Here is a 15,599-nt window from a genome sequence, read left to right as displayed (position 1 = left end):
AGACCGCGATGACCATGCCACCCCTGACCCTTTACCTGGCCGCCCCGCGCGGGTTCTGCGCCGGTGTCGACCGCGCCATCAAAATCGTCGAGATGGCGCTGCAGAAGTGGGGCGCGCCGGTCTATGTCCGGCATGAGATCGTGCATAACAAGTTCGTCGTCGACGCCCTGCGCGACCAGGGGGCTGTCTTTGTCGAGGAACTGGACGAATGCCCCGATGACCGCCCGGTGATCTTTTCCGCCCATGGCGTGCCCAAGGCCGTCCCTGCCGAAGCCGCCCGGCGCGAGATGATCTATGTCGATGCCACCTGCCCGCTGGTCTCCAAGGTTCATATCGAGGCCGAGCGGCACCATGAAAACGGCCTGCAGATCGTCATGATCGGCCACGCCGGCCACCCCGAGACCATCGGCACCATGGGCCAGCTGCCCGAAGGCGAGGTCCTGCTGGTCGAGACCGAGGCAGACGTGGCCACCCTGGACGTGCGCAACCCCGAAAGCCTGGCCTTCGTCACCCAGACGACCCTGTCCGTCGATGACACCAAGGGCATCGTCGCGGCGCTGCAGGCGCGCTTCCCGGCCATCGTCGGCCCGCACAAGGAAGACATCTGCTACGCCACCACCAACCGCCAGGAATCCGTCAAGGCCATCGCCGACAAGATCGACGCCATGCTGGTCGTGGGCGCGCCGAACTCGTCGAATTCGCGCCGGCTGGTCGAGGTCGCGGCGAACAACGGCTGCGGCTATGCCCAGCTGGTGCAGCGCGCCACCGACATCGACTGGCGCGCGATCGAAGGCATCCGGTCGATCGGCATCACCGCCGGGGCCTCGGCCCCCGAGGTGCTGGTGAACGAGGTCATCGACGCCCTGCGCGCCCGCTATGACGTCACCGTCGAACTGGTCGAGACCGCGCAGGAGAACGTCGAATTCAAGGTGCCCCGCGTGCTGCGGGTTCCTGCCTGACCCCGCCCGAACACCCACCCAGCCCCAAAGGACACCGCCCATGAGCCTGCATTTCCTGCTGACCGCGCTGATTGTCGTGCTAGTTCCCGGCAGCGGGGTGATCTACACGCTCGCCATGGGGCTGGGGCGCGGCAGCCGCGCCGCCACCTGGGCCGCCCTGGGCTGTACCCTGGGCATCGTTCCGGCCATGGCGGCGGCGATGCTGGGGCTGGCGGCGGCGCTGCATGCCTCGGCCCTGCTGTTCCAGGCGGTGAAACTGGCAGGCATCGCCTATCTGCTGTGGCTGGCCTGGCAGGCGCTGCGCGCGGGCGGCGCCCTGAACGTGACGCCCGAGGCCGGCGGCGACGCGCAGTCCGGCTTCCGCATTGCCTGGCGCGGGGTGCTGATCAACGTGCTGAACCCCAAACTGTCGATCTTCTTCCTGGCGCTGCTGCCGCCCTTCCTGTCGGGCAACCCGGCGACGGCAGGCATGGAACTGGCCCTGATGGGCGCGACCTTCATGGCGATGACCTTTGCCGTCTTCACCGCCTATGGCATCTTTGCCGCCCAGGCGCGTGACCTGGTTCTGGGCAATGCCCGGCTGATGGCCTGGGTGAACCGCAGCTTTGCCGCGATCTTCGCCGCTCTCGCCGGTCGCCTGGCCCTGGAGCGCGCATGACCGACGCCGAGACCATCGCCGCCTATGACGCCCGCGCCCGCGACTACGCCCGCCTGATCGGCACAGAGGGCGAGGTCCGCAGCCTGCGCGATTTCATCGACGCCCTGCCGAAAGAGGCCCGCGTGCTGGACCTGGGCTGCGGTCCCGGCCAGGCCAGCGCGGAAATGGCGCGCAAGGGCCTGCTACCCGATCCCGTCGATGCCTCGACCGCGATGGTCGACATGGCCCGCGAAAAGGGTCTGGCCGCCCGCCTTGCCCGGTTCGAGGACATCCAGGGCGAGGGGGATTATCACGGCGTCTGGGCCAACTTCTCGCTTCTGCATGCGCGGCGCGATCAGTTCCCGGAACTGATCGCCGCGCTGCACCGCGCGCTGGTGCCCGGCGGGCTTCTGCACATCGGCATGAAGCTGGGCGAAGGCGAACAGCGTGACGCCCTGGGCCGCTTCTATACCTATTACACGATCCCCGAACTGACCGGCATTCTGGGCGCTGCGGGCTTTGCCATCACCTCGATCACGACGGGGGTGGGCAAAGGGCTTGCAGGGACGCTTGATCCGTGGTGTCTGATCGGCGCGCAACGCTAAGGACCCCATGCCCGACTACTATGCTTTCACCGACGGAGCCTGCTCCGGCAATCCCGGCCCGGGTGGCTGGGGCGTTCTTCTGCAGGCCCGCGAGGGCGAGACGGTTCTGAAGGAACGGAACCTGAAAGGCGGAGAGGCCAATACCACCAACAACCGGATGGAGCTGCTGGCCGCGATCAACGCGCTCGAGGCGCTTGGCCGTTCGACCTCGATCACGGTGGTCACCGACAGCACCTATGTGAAGAACGGCGTGACCGGCTGGATCCATGGCTGGAAGAAGAACGGCTGGAAGACGGCGGCCAAGAAGCCGGTGAAGAACGCCGATCTGTGGCAGCAGCTGGACGATGCGCAAGCCCGTCACGACGTGACTTGGAAATGGGTCAAGGGGCACGCCGGACACCCGGAAAACGAACGCGCCGATGAACTGGCGCGCGAAGGCATGGCCCCGTTCAAGTAGGCCGCTTCAGGGGGGTGCCGGCTGAAGCCCTCCCCTGCTTGCCCCCCGCTCAGCTTGTCGTGGATGTCAGCAGCCACCAAACCAGCGTGCCGCTGATCGCCACCTGCACGTAGCCCAGCAGGGTGAACAGCCCGTCCCGCGCCAGCAGCCCGATGGCGAACAGCGAAATCGCCCCGGCAAAGACTGACGTTACCATCGGCAGCACCTCCAGGAACGGGATCACCAGGGTGATCGCGATGATCGTCAACAGCGTCATGATCCGCGCCGGGCGCGACACCAGCATGGCCAGACGCCGATGCGTGTGGCGGTCGACCCAGGCGCAGGGTTTGCGCAGCCAGCCGATCGCCTTGGACAGTTTCGACGCCCCGACCTGACGCCGTTTAAGCATATCCGGCAGCCAGACATGCCGCCGCCCCGCAAGCTTCTGCGCCGTGATCAGGAAGATGAAGATCGCCCCGATGGTCGGCAGCCCGAAGATCCCCGACAAGGGCGACACCAAGATCAGCGCCGGCACAAGGATCGTCGGGGCGAAACTGCGCACCCCGACCTCGTCCAGGATGTCGCGGACCGACACGTGATCCTCGCCCCCCGCCTCTTCCAGCGCGTCAAGGATATCCGACAGGCTGCGGATCCCGGCACCCTCGCCGGCGCTCATCTCTGCGCCTGTCTCTGGGCCTTCGGGGGCGGCTTGCGGTGTCATGGTGGCCATAGTCATCCAAAGGGAAACGCCCGAAGGGCAGGATGGGTTCAGCCCGCGCCCTGACTTTCTTCAAGTCTCAGCAAGTCTGCCAAACCCTCCTTGTAGGTGGGGTATTTCAGCGCCACGCCAAGGTCTGTCTTGATCTTGTCATTCTTCACCCGCTTGCTTTCCGCGTAAAAGCTGCGGGCCATGGGCGTCATCTCGGCCGTGACGAAATCCTCTTCCCTAGGCAGGGGCAGGCCAAGCAGCGCGGCGGCATGGCCGATGACATCCTGCGGCGGGGCCGGATCGTCATCACACAGGTTGTAGACCGCCCCCGGATCGGGCCGCGCGATCGAGGCGGCCAGCACCTGCGCGATATCCTCGACATGGATGCGGGAAAACACCTGGCCGGGCTTGATGATCCGCCGGGCCGTGCCCGCGCGGACCTTGGAGAACGGACCGCGCCCGGGGCCGTAGATTCCCGCCAGCCGGAAGATATGCAGCGGCAGCCCGTCGATCCCCCGCCACTCGGCCTCGGCCGCGACGCGCCATTGCCCCCGCCGAGTCGAGGGCGTCAGCGCCGTGTCCTCGTCCACCCAGCCGCCCGCGTGGTCGCCATAGACACCGGTGGTCGACAGATACCCGGCCCAGTCCAGACGCGGGGCCAGATCGCGCAGGAAGGCCCCATAGGCCCGCAGCATGGGATCGCCGTCCGCATCCGGCCCAGCCGAAATCAGAAGATGGCTGGCCGCGCCCCAGCCCTCGGGGATCGCGGCATCGTCGGTCACGACGTCGGTCACGACGTGAGGCACGATGCCTTCGTCGCGCAGCACCTGCGCCTTGTCTTCGGAACGGGTGGTGCCGTGGATCACCCAGCCCTGCGGGATCAGGATCCGCGCCAGCGCGCGGGCGGAATAGCCATGGCCAAGGGAAAGCAGCGTCTTTTTCATGGGTCCAGCCATGCGCGATGGTCCCCTTCTGGTCAAGGTGTCGGGTCAGGGTGATAGGGTGGCCTCGGCCCTACGGGAACAGCCGGTCCAATGCGTCGTCCAGCGGGGCGGCGTCTTCAAGTTCAAGGCGCACGGGCAGGGTCAGCACCTTCTGGCGGAAGCTGTCCGGCACCCGCACCGCGTCCTTTTCCGTGGTGACCAGCTGCGCGCCCAGCCGGGCGGCGTCGCTTTCCAGCCGCGCCATCAGCCCGGGCGTCAGCGCCTGATGATCGCTCAGCGCCTCACCATGCAGCAGGTCGGCCCCAAGCCCGCGCAGGGTGGCAAAGAACTTTTCCGGGTGGCCGATGCCTGCGAAGGCCAGCACGCGCAACCTCTGCCAGTCCATGCCGGTCTGCAAGGGTTCCAGCCGCCCGCGCAGATGCGGCAGGGCAAAGCCCCCCTGCGCGGCGTCGAAACCGCGTTGCGCGGCCTCACCCCCGATCGACAGAAGCAGATCGGCCCGCGCGAGACCCCTGGCCACGGGTTCGCGCAACGGCCCCGCCGGAATGCAGCGCCCGTTGCCAAAGCCCCGCGCGGCATCCACCACGACCAGCGTCAGATCCTTGGCCAGCGCCGGGTTCTGCAGCCCGTCGTCCAGCACGATGGCCTGCGCCCCCGCCGCGACCGCCGCCTGCGCCCCGGCGGCACGGTCGCGCGCGATCCAGACGGGCCCGAAGGCGGCCAGCAACAGGGGTTCGTCCCCCACATCCGCCGCCGTATGGACCGCCGGATCGACCTGCACCGGACCTTCCAGCCGCCCGCCATGGCCGCGCGACACCACATGCGCCGCCACGCCCCGCGCCATCAGCCGCATCAGCAGCGCCATGACCGTCGGCGTCTTGCCGGTGCCGCCCGCGTTGATGTTGCCGACGCAGATCACCGGCACCGGAAGGCGCAGCGGTCTGCCCCGGGCCAGTCGCCGTGCGGTGCCTGCGGCATAGGCCCAGCCAAGGGGGGCCAGCAGCCGCGCCCGCCAGTTGGGCCGGTCGGCCGGGGTGAACCAGAAATCAGGCGTCTGCATGGGGGCCTCCTGCGCCAGTGCGGTCCAGCAGATCCTCGATCTGCTCGAGCACCTTGTCCGTCACCTCGGCCCCTTCGGTCGCGACCTCCCAGGCGGCCTGCGCCATGGCGGCGGCCTGATCGGGGGCGTTCATCCGCAGCACCGCATTGCTGAGGCTCGAGGCATCGCGCACCATCCGCGCCGCGCCGGCCTTGGCAAAGCGCGAATAGGCCCGCAGGTGCCGCCCCACGTTCGGACCATAAAGGATGGCGGACCCAAGCGCCGCCGGTTCATAGGGATCGCGCCCGCCATGGCCCGCGGTCAGCGACGACCCCATGAAGGTCAGCGGGGCCAGACGATACCACAACCCCAGCTCACCATAGGTGTCGGCGACCAGCACCTGGGTCGTTTCCTCGGGCAGGCCGCCTTCGGACCAGACGACATGCCGCAACCCCTGATCGCGGAGCGAGGCAATCATCGCCGCGCCATCCTCGGGGCGGTTGGGCACCAGGATCAGCATCAGCCGGTGCGCCACGCGCAGCGCCTGGCGGTGTGCTTCGATCACCGTGGGGAATTCGTCGGGCTGCACCATCGCGGCCAGCCAGACGGGCCGGATCGCCAGGGTCTCGGACAGGTCCGCGCGGTCGTCTTCGTTGCAGGGCAGCGCTGCGCCGCCTTCCTGCAGCGGGCCCGTGACCTCGACCCGGTCGGGATCGGCCCCGTTGCGCACCAGCGTACGCGCCACATTGGCAGAATTGGCAAAGATCGCCGAAAAATGCCCCAGCATCAGCCGGTCCGACCGCCGCCGCCAGGGCAGCCGGTGTTCCTGGAACCCCAGTTCATCCGCGTCGATTAGCAGCATCGGCAGGCCGACACTGCGCGCCGCGTTCAGAAGCGTCGGGCGCAGGTGACCGAACTGCCAGACACAGAGCCGGGGCTGCCAGCGCGACAGGAAGGCCCGCACCTGCCCGGTCTGGTCATCGCCCAGCACCTCGGACCGCATGCCGGCGGGCAGTTTCTCGGGCAGGTCGCCGGCCTCGGCCGCCGTCAGCAGGACGCGCAGATCCGGGCGCATCGCCTGCGCCCGCAGACCCAGCTGGATCAATGCGGCGATCTGTTCGGCATCGGCGGCGTGGATCCAGACCAGCGGCCCTGCGGCCCAGTCCTGGGACGCACCATCTGCCGCGGCACGGCGCGAGGATGGCAAATCTTACGATCCCAGTTCTTCGGTCGACGAGGCCGCGGCCTCTTCGTCGCGCAGCCGGTGCAGATGCGCGATGTAATACCGCATATGGGCGTTATCCACGGTGCGCTGTGCCTCGGCTTTCCAGGCGTCATAGGCGCTGGCGTAGTCGGGGAAGATGCCGACGACATGGATGTCCTCGACATCCTTGAAAACGTTCTTGGTCGGGTCCACCAGCTCTCCGCCGAAGACGAGATGCAGACGTTGGGCCATCGGGAAACTCCTTGCAGACAGGGCGGGGCAGAAAGGGGCAGGACAGGCGGGACACCAACCTGCCCCCTTGCCTGCAACCTGAGGTTTCAGGGCCCAAAGGTCAAGTTGACGAAGGTTAACAGGTTACGGCTTCCTGACCCCGAGCGCGGCCATCAACCCGTCGTGCAGCACCGGGCCCGCCGCCACCACGCCGCCGACCTGCGGATGGGCGTTGTTGAAGGCCAGGACCCGCCCCTCGCGGTCCGAGGTCACGGCCCCCGCCTCTCGCAGGATCAGGTCGCCTGCGGCGATGTCCCATTCCCAGCTGTCGCGGAAGGTCAGCATGGCATCAAAGGCTCCTTCGGCCACCAGCGACAGCCGGTAGGCCAGCGAGGGCCGGTAATGCCGCGCCACGTCCGGCACGCCGCCGGGCCAGTGCCGTTTGTCGTAATTCGGCTTTGCCGCCAGCACGCTGGCCCCGGTCAGCCGGTCACGACCCGACACCCGGATCGGCGCATCGTTCAGCCAGGCCCCGCCGCCATCCGCCGCCGCATAAAGCATGCCCTTCACCGGCAGATAGACAACGGCTGCCACGACGCGCCCGCGCTCGGCAATCGCCAGCGAATGCGCCCAAGTGTCATTGCCGTCGATGAAGCTGCGGGTGCCGTCGATCGGGTCGATGATGAAGACGCGGTCGCGGGTCAGCCGCGCGCCGCTGTCCTCGCTTTCCTCGCTCAGCCAGCCATAGCCGGGCCGGGCGTCGCGCAGCTGGCGCAGCAGCACGTCGTTCACGGCCAGGTCGGCCTCGGTCACGGGGCCCTGGTCGTCGGGCTTGTCCCAACGGCGGGCCGTGGCCCCGGTGAACTGCTGGGCGACCGCCCCGGCCTCGCGCGCGGCATCGACCAGAAGCGCCAGATCGCGGGCCGGATCGCCCTGGATATCGGTCACGGTGTCACTGGCCGGCAATCGACATATCCTCGATCAGGATGGACGGCACCACGTGGCTTAGATGTTTGCGGGCGTCATTGGCTGGGATGATCCGCGCCAGCATCTCGATCAGGTTGCCGGCTATGGTGCCTTCGCTGACCGGATGCGACACCTGCCCGTTCTCGACCCAGAGGCCCGAGAATCCGCGCGAATAATCGCCCGTATTGGGGTTGATGGTCGACCCGATCAGCGAGGTCACGATCAGCCCGGTGCCCATCTGCGCGATCAGGTCTTCGCGGCTTTGCGCGCCCTCCGTCAGGGAGATATTCCAGTTCGTCGGAGACGGAGGCGCGGTCAGCCCCCGCGCCGCATTGCCGGTGGATGCCATCCCAAGCTTGCGCGCGGTGGCCAGATCCAGCGTCCAGCCGGTCAGCACACCGTCTTCGACAATCGCACGACGACGGGTCGGCAGTCCTTCGGCGTCGAAGGGGCGCGAACCGGTGACGCGGGCGCGATGCGGATCCTCGATCACCGAAAGACCTTCGGGCAGGACCTGCTGGCCCAGCTTGTCGCGCAGGAAGGACGCGCCACGCGCGATGGCCGCCCCGTTCACCGCGCCCAGAAGATGGCCGATCAGCCCGCTGCTGATGCGTTCGTCGAACAGCACCGGATAGCGGCCCGTCTTGGGCTGCACCGGGTTCAGCCGCGCCACGGCGCGTTCCCCGGCGGTGCGCCCGATTTCTTCGGGGCTGCGCAGGTCGGACTGGTGCAGACGCATGTCGCCATCGCTGTCACGCTCCATCCCGGTGCCGCTGCCGGCGATGGCGGTGCAATAGGTCTGCCGGTGCGACCGGGCATAGCCGCCGCCAAAGCCGTTGGTGGCCGCCAAGTAGATCTGCGTCGCGCCATAAGAGGCCCCGGCCCCCTGAACCTGCGACACGCCATCGACCGCCATGGCGGCCGCTTCGGCGGCAAGTGCATCGGCCTGAAGATCCTCGGCCGTGGGCGCGGGCTGATCGTCAGCCATGTCCAGCTGCGCCAGGTCCACGCCCATGCCGATCTGATCCGACAGGGCAAGGCCGACATAGGGGTCTTCGGGCGCGACCCGGGCCATGTCGACCGCGCGCTTGGCCATTTCGGCCATCGCCTCGTCCCGCAGGTCCGAGGTCGAGACACAGGCCTGCCGCTGACCGATGATCACGCGCAGACCGATTTCAACGCCTTCCGACCGCTCGACCTCTTCCAGCTTGCCGGCGCGCACCCCGATCGAGGTCGAGACCCCGTCGCGGGCCATGGCATCCGCGGCCTCTGCCCCGGCGGCCTTTGCCGCCTGCAGAAACCGGGCGGTAAGATTTTCCAAACGATCCGTCATCAATGGTCCTTTCGCAGCACCAAGGAGGTAGCCGCGATTGCGCCCCGAAACAAGGTCGGGGCCAGATTTGCAATGCCTGATGCCCCCCGGTCCGGGTCCGCCCCAACCCCGTCCGGGCCCGCGATCACCGCGCCATCACCCAGTCCGAAAAGACATCCGCAACCCGACCGGATCACCCGGTCCGGGCCGATCCTGGCAGAGGCGGGTTACTGAAGCGGAAAGGGCGTGTCGTTGATCGTCAGCGTGCCCGCAGGCGACAGGCGGATATCGGCGCTGAATTCATCGGCCTCGTCGCCCTGACGCCCCAGCTGCTGGATCATCCCTGCCCCGATCAGCGCATGCTGCATCGGGATCATGCCCAGCTGGCCCAGCTTGTTCAGCAGGGTGGTCACCCCTGTCAGGGTCACATCGGCCGTGCCGCCAAAGGCGGGCATGTTGGGATGGAACATCGAGACCTTGGTGTTGTCGATGTCCAGATCGGCCGAAGCTTCGATCATGGCACCGGCCGCGCGGATCCGCAGGGCCTCAAGCGCCAGCGCAGTCAGCTCTCCGGGGGCACCGCCAGTCTTGTCCAGGCGGCGCATCGCGGCCTCGTTCATGATATCGGTGAACAGCCGGGTCTTGCCGCTCAGCGCGACCTCCATCGTCACCGGGTCATGCGGCAGGCTGTTGGTCGGATCCGCCATCATCCAGACCGCTTCTGGCACATCCAGATCGGTCACGGTGATCGAGGCCCCGAAGGGCTGTTCAAGCGCGCCCGCGATCACCGGCAGCTGAATGCCCAGGCCAAGCGCCCCGGCGGTGGTGTTCAGGGGAAAGGGCACCTCGGTTCCGGACAGCGAAATGCTGACGTCGCGCGACAGGACGCTGTATTCCAGCCCGGTTGCCGACATGCCCAACCCGAAGGTGCCGCCCTGGCTGGTCGTCGCCATGCGGGTTTCGCTTTTCTCGTCCGCGTAGCCGAAGACACCGTTGCCGGCGTCGAATTCGATCAGCGTGTTCACGATATACCCGTTGGCCAGCGCGCGGTCGATCGCCAGCGGGTTCACCTCGGGCGGGACCACCCCGCGGGATGACGTCGTCAGCCCTGTGATCTCGCCCTGCCACATGACCTTGCCGCTGTGCCCCGAGGACGGGTCGCTGATCGCCACGTCATAGGCCAGCCGATCCATCTTCAACGCCTGGTTGATCCGCGTCACCCCGTTGTCCGAGGCCAGTCGGTTCACGCCCGAGGCCCCCTCCATCGTGATCGCGACCGTGCCGGGCATGCGCGACGGCCCGTCCTTACCGCTGATCTGGTCCAGCGTGACGCTCAGGGACTCGGCCGAGAAATCATAGGTGATGTCGCCCGGATCGCCCGAGGCGATGGTGCGATGCCCCATGGCCGTCAGCGTCAGATCGGCGGTGAAATCGTCATCGCCCGGCCCGTCGCCCGCGACCGCGATCGGCATCTTGCCCGGCAGTTCGATCGACACGGTGCCATCGCCCAGATCGACCAGCGCCAGTTCGCCCATGTTGATGGTGACCGTGCCGCCCTTGACGCCCGTGGCCTTGTCGCCAGGGATATACATGGTCATCTCGAAGACGGGGAAATGCAGGTTGTCGCCATCGACGACCGGTTCGAATTCCACGGTATATCCGAAGGAGGACAGGTAGCCCGCCCATTGGTCCCAGACCTGCGCCGGGGTCACATCGGCCCGAACCGGCCCCGCGATGGCGCCGGTCAGCAGGGCTGCCGCAAGGGTAGAGGCTTGGCGAATTTGTCGACCCATCGAACGAAGGTCCTCCCGCTTCTTGAATTGCGCACAGAATCGAGAGTTGATTCGCTCCCGTCAAGTCATCGCGGCCTTTACCCGGCCATCTAAGGGCGATTACCAACAGGAAACGAGTCGAAAGGGCCACACATGACCGATCTGACAGACAAAGTCGCGCTGATTACCGGCGCAAGCCGCGGCATCGGCGAAGCCGCCGCCCGCATCCTGGCCGAGGCCGGCGCCAAGGTGGTGCTGGTTGCGCGCAGCGAAGACCGCATCGCCGAACTGGCCGGCGAGATCGGGCCGAACGCCCTGGCCGTGCCATGCGACATCTCGCGCTACTGGGAGGTCGAGGCCGCTGTGAATGCCGCGATCGAGACCTTCGGACGGCTCGACATCCTGATCGGCAACGCCGGCGTCCTGCAACCGATCGCCCATCTGAGCGAGGCCGACCCCGACGCCTGGGGCCAGGTCATCGACGTCAACATCAAGGGCGTCTTCAACGGCATGCGCGCGGCGATCCCCGTCATGACAAGCGGCGGCGGCGGCACGATCATCACGATTTCCTCGGGCGCGGCCCATTCACCGCTTGAGGGCTGGAGCGCCTATTGCACCTCGAAGGCCGGGGCGGCGATGCTGACCCGCGCGGCGCATCTGGAAAACGCCCACAAGGGTCTCCGCATCATGGGCCTGTCGCCCGGCACCGTCGCCACACAGATGCAGCGCGACATCAAGGCCAGCGGCATGAACCCGGTCAGCGAACTGGACTGGGAAGACCACGTTCCCCCCGAATGGCCCGCGCGCTGCCTGCTGTGGATGTGCGGATCCGATGCCGATGCCTTCCTGGGCGAAGAAATCTCGCTGCGCGATGACAAGATCCGCCGCAGCGTGGGGCTGATCCGATGATCGAGGTTACCCGCGACGGCGACCTGCTGATCGTCACGCTGAACCGCCCCGACAAGGCCAATTCCCTGACCGGCGAGATGCTGGAAACCCTCTGCACCACCTTCGAGGGCGCGCAGGACGCCCGCGCGGTGATCCTGACCGGCCGGGGCAAGGTCTTTTCCGCCGGTGCCGACCTGGACGAGGCACGCGCCGGCCTCGCCACCTCTCCCCTTTGGGAACGGCTGTCTTCGGCCATCGCGGCGCTGCCCGGCCTGACCATCGCGGCGCTGAACGGCACGCTGGCGGGCGGGGCCATGGGCATGGCGCTGGCCTGTGACATCCGGCTGGCCGTGCCGGGGGCCAAGGTCTTCTATCCCGTGATGAAACTGGGGTTTCTGCCGCAGCCGTCGGACCCCGGCCGCATGGCCGCGCTGATCGGCCCGTCGCGCACGAAACTGATCCTGATGGGCGGCCAGAAGATCCCTACCGAAGAGGCCCTGTCCTTCGGCCTGATTGACCGCATCCTCCCCCCCGAGGCGCTTCTGGACACGGCGCGTGAGATCTGCGCCGACACCCTGGCCGCCAAGCCCGAGATCGCCGCCGGCATCAAGCGGATGTGCACCTAACGCATCCGCCTGCGCCCCGGCGTCTTGGAATGGAAACCCGGCGGCCGCCTGGCCACCCAGGCGGCGAATTTCGCCAGCCGGGGATGGGCGCGCAGCTTTTCGGGCGTGTCATAGTCGCGGGCCAGTTCGCTTTCCGTCAGCGTGGCGTGGATTTCGTTGTGGCAGATCTGGGGTGTCGTGTATTAAACGTACTAACCCTCCTAGAGGAGCGATGATCTATTCTGAGTTTTGACTACATGTACTGAGCGTGCTCAAACGGGCTGGGGTCAAACCTTAGGCGACTTGGTTCATAAAAGCCGTCAGCGAAAGTATTGGTGTGCTCGAATTCAACGTCATAAATTTTTCTCGTTACAAACGAGCTGCCTTCACCATACTCCGCCCAGAGCAATAGCGAATAGTTCACTTGCTCGGAATTATCTTCAACAAGGTCAACCACCGGAACCCCGATTTTGATCGGAGCAGACTCTTCCTTTTCCCCCTGAAAGACAACACCCAAGAACAAATTTGTTCGAGGGATTTTCATCGCCAAAGCGGAATCAACGAAGGCTTCACTGTTGAAGACACCGTTCCACCTCGCAATGGTCGCGCGCACCTGAGCGTACTCCGAAGGGGTTTTCCCAAAATTTCGAATTGTATACGCGCCCCCGAATTGAACATAGTTCTTATCAATCCAAACGAAATCACTGAGAGATATGTTGACATCCAACCATGGCCGTTGATCCCTCAGCATGATGTCATTGGCTGTCCGCTGCAATTTCAACGTGTACAGCAGAGCAAAAAATCCCATCGCGCCAAATAAACCAGTGGCAAAAGTCAGCCATGCGATCCAGTCAGTGGCGTGCGCCATGCGCTCTTGGGCGCGCAAATCGTAGTATTCGTACAGGCTGGGTTTGCCTTCACTGTATTCTGGCTCCGCCTCGTAACTAAACGTGCCCCGTATGGCATCCGGCATTTGCCAGACGCGCTGATCTGAGCTTTGCTCCACTTCATTTTCCGCTTGGCCATACCCACAGGGGCCGGCAGGACAATAATTCAAGCCAATAATCCAGACAACTGAGACAATAGCCAACCCTCCGCCAACAGTTAATCCAGCCGCAAACACGCCATCTCTAAACCGCTCAAGCACTGCAAAATCCCGCCGTTAGTTTCCAGTCTCCTATTTACTACGAAATTCCTCCTCCGTGTCTCCAATTCCTACTTCCACCACAATATCTCATCCAACCGCACGGTCGGCCCGCCCTTGCCGCCGCGCAGCTTCGGCACAAGGTGGTGCAGCGAAGACCGCGCGTCCGCAGGGATCGGGCGCAGGCAGAGGGGGCAGATCGGATCGTCGCTCATGCCGCCAAGATAATCCTGGCCGCGCCCGCGTCACGCCCCCTTTGACATCTTGTCTTTCCGTCGCCTGCAAAGCAGAAACGCCCGAATGGCGGTAGGATTGGTCATAGGCGGCGGCCCGGCGGGTCTGATGGCGGCAGAGGCGATGGCCGATGCCGGGCTGAAGGTCATGGTCGCCGAGGCCAAGCCGAGCCTGGGGCGCAAGCTGCTGATGGCCGGGAAATCGGGGCTGAACCTGACCAAGGACGAGCCCCTGCCCGCCTTTCTTGACGCCTACCGAGAGGCCGCGTCGACCCTGTCCCCGATGCTGGACGCCTTCGGACCCGATGCCGTCCAGGCCTGGGCGCAGGGCCTGGGGCAGGATCTGTTCACCGGCACCACGGGCCGCGTCTTTCCCAAGGTCATGAAGGCCTCGCCCCTGTTGCGGGCCTGGCAGGCGCGGCTGCGCGACAAGGGCGTCGATCTGCGCACCCGCTGGCGCTGGACCGATTGGTCCAGCCCAAAATCCGGCCCAAACTCCGACCCCGCTTCCCGCACAACGCTGCACTTCGAAACCCCCGATGGCCCGCAGGACATCACCCCCGATGTCACCGTCCTGGCCCTTGGCGGGGCCAGCTGGCCGCGACTGGGATCGGACGGCATCTGGGCCCGGCATTTCGACATCGCGCCCTTCCGGCCCGCCAACGTGGGCCTGTCGATCCGCTGGTCCGACCATATGCAGGCGCAGTTCGGCCAGCCGCTGAAATCCATTGCGCTGAGCGCCGGGGATGAGGTCAGCCGGGGCGAATGCACCATCACGCGCCGCGGGCTTGAGGGCGCGGGGATCTACGCCCTGTCGCATATCCTGCGCGACGGCACCGCCCTGCATATGGACCTGGTGCCCGACATCCCGCTGGACCGGCTGCGCGCGAAACTGGCCAAGCGGCGGCGCGGCGACAGCCTGGCCTCGCACCTGCGCCGTGCGATCCGGCTGGACCCGGCGAAACGCGCGCTTTTGATGGAATTCGGTCGTCCCCTGCCTGACGACATCGCCCCGCTGCTCAAGGCGCTGCCGATCCCCCATGACGGGGCCATGCCGATGGAGCAGGCGATTTCCACCGCCGGCGGGCTGCGCCTGTCCGACCTGGACGAGGGCCTGATGCTGCGCGACCGCCCCGGCACCTTCGCCGCCGGAGAGATGCTGGACTGGGAAGCGCCGACAGGCGGGTATCTTCTGACCGCCTGCCTCGCCACCGGCCTCTGGGCCGGACGCGCCGCCGCACGCTACGCGCAGCGTTAAGTCGCCTGCATCAGGCGGCCTGCGCCTGTTCCGAGGCTGCCGCCCGCTGAAACGCCTCGCGTCCGCGCATCCGCTTGGAATAGGCCAGCAGGACCTCGCTTTCGATCGGGAACTTGGCGCTATAGGCCCAGTTCAGCACATGGGTCAGCAGGATATCGGGCACCGACATCTCATCCCCCATCAGGAACGGCCCCTTGAAACGCGCCTCTACCGCTTTCAGATTGCGCGCCCATTCCCATTTGGCCGATTGCTTCAGCCCGTCGACCCGCTGTTCCTCGGGCAGGATAAAGCTGTGGCGCGTGGCCACCCAGATGATCGACTCCAGGTCGTCCAGCACGTGGAACGTCAGCGCATCCTGATGGGCGCGGGCGATGGTCCCGGCGGGCGCGGTCAGCTTGCCGTGCTTGTCCGCCAGATAGGTCAGGATCGCCGCGCTGTCGGTGATCGCCTCGCCATTGTCCAGAAGCACGGGCAGCTTGCCCAGGGGTGAATGTTCCCGCACCTCGGCCGAGTGCTGTTTCGCCGGAATGCGGTCGTAGGCCTGCCCCAGTTCCTCGAGCATCCAGATGACGCGGAACGTACGGTTTTGGGCCGATCCGATAACAGTATACATGATGTCTAGTCCTCCCTTCGGGGACCAGACACCAAGCCGCGCGC

17 protein-coding genes and 2 pseudogenes are annotated in these 15,599 nt (G+C 66.4%); 7 read left to right on the top strand and 12 right to left on the bottom strand.

What is annotated here, in order from left to right:
- Positions 1–8 precede the first annotated feature (8 nt).
- From ispH to rnhA, 4 genes are read left to right on the top strand one after another with little or no spacing between them, the layout of a single operon-like run.
- Positions 9–959: a 4-hydroxy-3-methylbut-2-enyl diphosphate reductase gene (gene ispH, locus BMX99_RS07585; RefSeq protein ID WP_093449605.1), complete on the top strand. Its 951-nt coding sequence runs from the start codon at positions 9–11 to the stop codon at positions 957–959.
- Positions 960–999: 40 nt separating this feature from the next.
- Positions 1,000–1,617, top strand: coding sequence for a LysE family translocator (locus BMX99_RS07580; protein ID WP_093449601.1), 618 nt, complete (start codon positions 1,000–1,002; stop codon positions 1,615–1,617).
- Positions 1,614–2,201, top strand: a complete 588-nt coding sequence (locus BMX99_RS07575; protein ID WP_093449598.1) for a class I SAM-dependent DNA methyltransferase — start codon at positions 1,614–1,616, stop codon at positions 2,199–2,201. The genes BMX99_RS07580 and BMX99_RS07575 overlap by 4 nt, the downstream gene beginning before the upstream one ends.
- Before the next feature lie 7 nt (positions 2,202–2,208).
- Positions 2,209–2,658, top strand: a complete 450-nt coding sequence (gene rnhA, locus BMX99_RS07570) for a ribonuclease HI (protein WP_093449595.1) — start codon at positions 2,209–2,211, stop codon at positions 2,656–2,658.
- Positions 2,659–2,707: 49 nt separating this feature from the next.
- Here the strand turns inward: rnhA and BMX99_RS07565 are convergent, their stop codons facing one another.
- The 8 genes from BMX99_RS07565 to BMX99_RS07530 all read right to left on the bottom strand — a co-directional run bounded on the left by BMX99_RS07565 (position 2,708) and on the right by BMX99_RS07530 (position 10,835).
- Positions 2,708–3,313, bottom strand: coding sequence for an exopolysaccharide biosynthesis protein (locus BMX99_RS07565; protein WP_093449592.1), 606 nt, complete (start codon positions 3,311–3,313; stop codon positions 2,708–2,710).
- A 92-nt stretch (positions 3,314–3,405) separates the two neighbouring features.
- Positions 3,406–4,290 (bottom strand): SDR family oxidoreductase, encoded by an 885-nt coding sequence (locus BMX99_RS07560; RefSeq protein WP_093449589.1) that lies wholly within the window; start codon positions 4,288–4,290, stop codon positions 3,406–3,408.
- Positions 4,291–4,360: 70 nt separating this feature from the next.
- A complete protein-coding gene (gene lpxK, locus BMX99_RS07555; RefSeq protein ID WP_093449586.1) occupies positions 4,361–5,350 on the bottom strand; it encodes a tetraacyldisaccharide 4'-kinase in 990 nt (329 codons plus the stop codon).
- Complete coding sequence (locus BMX99_RS07550; RefSeq protein WP_093449583.1) at positions 5,337–6,536, bottom strand: 3-deoxy-D-manno-octulosonic acid transferase; 1,200 nt, start codon at positions 6,534–6,536, stop codon at positions 5,337–5,339. Before BMX99_RS07550 ends, lpxK begins: the two co-directional genes overlap by 14 nt.
- A gap of 3 nt (positions 6,537–6,539) precedes the next feature.
- Positions 6,540–6,785 (bottom strand): DUF4170 domain-containing protein, encoded by a 246-nt coding sequence (locus BMX99_RS07545; RefSeq protein WP_093449580.1) that lies wholly within the window; start codon positions 6,783–6,785, stop codon positions 6,540–6,542.
- Positions 6,786–6,908: 123 nt separating this feature from the next.
- Positions 6,909–7,712 carry a 3'(2'),5'-bisphosphate nucleotidase CysQ gene (locus BMX99_RS07540; protein ID WP_409371770.1) on the bottom strand — a complete coding sequence of 268 codons (804 nt, stop codon included), beginning with the start codon at positions 7,710–7,712 and terminating at the stop codon, positions 6,909–6,911.
- A 4-nt stretch (positions 7,713–7,716) separates the two neighbouring features.
- On the bottom strand, positions 7,717–9,063 hold the full coding sequence (locus BMX99_RS07535) for a TldD/PmbA family protein (RefSeq protein WP_093449577.1): 1,347 nt from the start codon (positions 9,061–9,063) through the stop codon (positions 7,717–7,719).
- 206 nt (positions 9,064–9,269) lie between these two features.
- On the bottom strand, positions 9,270–10,835 hold the full coding sequence (locus tag BMX99_RS07530) for a hypothetical protein (RefSeq protein WP_093449574.1): 1,566 nt from the start codon (positions 10,833–10,835) through the stop codon (positions 9,270–9,272).
- A gap of 132 nt (positions 10,836–10,967) precedes the next feature.
- Between BMX99_RS07530 and BMX99_RS07525 the strand changes: the two genes are divergently transcribed.
- Together BMX99_RS07525 and BMX99_RS07520 are read left to right on the top strand one after the other, a co-directional pair.
- Positions 10,968–11,723: an SDR family oxidoreductase gene (locus BMX99_RS07525; RefSeq protein WP_093449570.1), complete on the top strand. Its 756-nt coding sequence runs from the start codon at positions 10,968–10,970 to the stop codon at positions 11,721–11,723.
- Complete coding sequence (locus BMX99_RS07520) at positions 11,720–12,328, top strand: enoyl-CoA hydratase/isomerase family protein (protein WP_093449567.1); 609 nt, start codon at positions 11,720–11,722, stop codon at positions 12,326–12,328. The genes BMX99_RS07525 and BMX99_RS07520 overlap by 4 nt, the downstream gene beginning before the upstream one ends.
- On the opposite strand, the pseudogene BMX99_RS19860 reads toward BMX99_RS07520, so the two are convergent.
- From BMX99_RS19860 to BMX99_RS07505, 3 genes and pseudogenes are all read right to left on the bottom strand, one after another.
- Positions 12,325–12,498 (bottom strand): annotated as a pseudogene (locus tag BMX99_RS19860) (HNH endonuclease); the annotation flags it as partial. The gene BMX99_RS07520 and the pseudogene BMX99_RS19860 overlap by 4 nt on opposite strands.
- Before the next feature lie 62 nt (positions 12,499–12,560).
- Entirely contained in the window at positions 12,561–13,454 is an 894-nt protein-coding gene (locus BMX99_RS07510) for a hypothetical protein (RefSeq protein WP_139199459.1), read from the bottom strand.
- Positions 13,455–13,537: 83 nt separating this feature from the next.
- Positions 13,538–13,666, bottom strand: a pseudogene (locus tag BMX99_RS07505) (HNH endonuclease); the annotation flags it as partial.
- Positions 13,667–13,751: 85 nt separating this feature from the next.
- Here BMX99_RS07505 and BMX99_RS07500 point away from each other — a divergent pair.
- Positions 13,752–14,942, top strand: coding sequence for a TIGR03862 family flavoprotein (locus BMX99_RS07500; protein ID WP_093449561.1), 1,191 nt, complete (start codon positions 13,752–13,754; stop codon positions 14,940–14,942).
- A gap of 10 nt (positions 14,943–14,952) precedes the next feature.
- On the opposite strand, the gene BMX99_RS07495 is transcribed toward BMX99_RS07500, so the two are convergent.
- Positions 14,953–15,555 (bottom strand): glutathione S-transferase family protein, encoded by a 603-nt coding sequence (locus BMX99_RS07495; protein ID WP_093449558.1) that lies wholly within the window; start codon positions 15,553–15,555, stop codon positions 14,953–14,955.
- Positions 15,556–15,599: the final 44 nt, after the last annotated feature.

The sequence above is a fragment of the Pseudooceanicola nitratireducens genome, from assembly GCF_900109195.1.
Lineage (GTDB): Bacteria > Pseudomonadota > Alphaproteobacteria > Rhodobacterales > Rhodobacteraceae > Pseudooceanicola > Pseudooceanicola nitratireducens.
Note: the sequence above shows the minus strand (reverse complement) of the source record. Positions and strands in the feature narration are given on the sequence as shown.